This window comes from Petrotoga sp. 8T1HF07.NaAc.6.1, from assembly GCF_016772115.1.
Taxonomy (GTDB): domain Bacteria; phylum Thermotogota; class Thermotogae; order Petrotogales; family Petrotogaceae; genus Petrotoga; species Petrotoga mobilis.
On sequence record NZ_AUPG01000034.1, the window covers coordinates 1 to 1599 of the forward strand.

1 protein-coding gene is annotated in these 1599 nt (G+C 32.7%); it reads left to right on the plus strand.

The features are described 5' to 3' along the window. The first annotated feature begins 228 nt into the window (after window positions 1–228). Window positions 229–1491 carry an IS110 family transposase gene (locus NAAC61_RS10450; protein WP_012208365.1) on the plus strand — a complete coding sequence of 421 codons (1263 nt, stop codon included), beginning with the start codon at window positions 229–231 and terminating at the stop codon, window positions 1489–1491. The last annotated feature ends 108 nt before the right edge of the window (window positions 1492–1599 follow it).

Below are 1599 nucleotides of genomic sequence, written 5' to 3' on the forward strand. Positions count from 1 at the left end.
TTCTATGATATTTGATGATACAATATAAGCATAAACAACTATTTTCTTTAAAAAATGAGTGGGTAGTAGAACGCTTATTCTTTCTGAACTTTTAAGTTCGTTTAAAAGTTTGTTCGCTACCCACTTTCCGCCCATAAATCCGATACTTGATTGACCTTTCAAGGCCGTATTAGAAGGATGATTGCAAAAGGCGGATCCTCAAACAATACTAAAGCGAGGTGAAAAAATATGTATTTTGTAGGTATTGATATTTCTAAAAACTCTTTTCATTACTACATCTCCGATTCAGGTAGGACCAAAATCGATAGTGGTAAATTCAAACAGAATATGAGTGGTTTCACCACTTTCGACAAAATTCTTAAAAAGTTCAACAAAAGAGAGATTATAATTGGTATGGAATCCACTTCTATTTACCATCAACATTTGTTTTCTTATTTACTTAAACACGATTATGATGTCCATATCATTAATCCCCTTTTGTTGAAAGAATTCAGAAAAAGTGAAACTCTTCGCCATTCTAAAAACGACAACATTGATTCCAAGCTGATCTCCATTTGGCTGAAAGAAAAGTATCCAGACAACATCCCTTCTTCTAAGGAGATAGATAATTTCACTCAATACTCTCGCGAGATCATTAACCTTTCTGAGGAGATTTCAAGGGTTAAGAATGAAATCAAACGTTATGTCTACCTTTTGTTCCCTGAATTGGAATCTTTTCAATCTAATATCTTTATCAAGAGTTTAATGAATTTATTGTATAACTTCCCTTCTGCAAGGAAGATCGCTACAACCAACAAAAAACAGCTTATTGATGCGATGAAGATAGATAATCAATTGTATTTCGATGAAAATAAGTTGGACCAAATCATTGAACTTTCTAAAAATTCAATAGCAAGTGGCAACGATGCGCATGAGTTAGCTCTTCAAAAAAGAATAGAATTGTTGTTCAAACTTGAATCAGATCAAAAGCTCTTCAAAGAAAAATTGAAAGAAACTTTGAACAATTCATCAAACGATGTAATTAAAAACCAGGTAGAATTAATACAATCTCTTGATGGTTTCAATGAAACAGCTTTAAATATTGTAGCAGAAACAGGAGATATTAACCGATTCTATTCTGCTTCTGCCCTGGTGGCTTTCGTTGGCATCGATCCTCGTACAGAGGAATCAGGTCAAATGAAAAAAGGCTGGTTCATCAATAGAAAAGGTAACAGATACCTAAGAAAAGCTGTTTACATCGCTGCCATCGTTGCTATTCAAAACAATGAATACTTCAAGAATTATTACATGAAACTACGTACTCGAGGTAAATCACATACTGTTGCTGTGTTAGCCGTAGCGGGAAAATTGTTGAGAATAATATATTCACTGGTAAAGAGTGGGAAAAAATATGATTCTGACTATCATTACAAATTACAAAATCAAGAACTGAGAGCTCATGGCAATTATACAGCAAAAAAATTAAAAAGGAAAAGAGAAATAGTAACCTGAATAAACAACAACTGCTACTTTCAACCTAGAAGTATGACTGAATGAGGATTTTTTAAATAGAAAATATTTAAAATTTTTTTAATTAAATAGGGGACTATCATACTTGAC

Excerpts from the sequence above, each read along its gene's own strand:
- NAAC61_RS10450 (WP_012208365.1), top strand. The coding sequence starts at position 229 with ATGTATTTTGTAGGTATTGATATTTCTAAAAACTCTTTTCATTACTAC.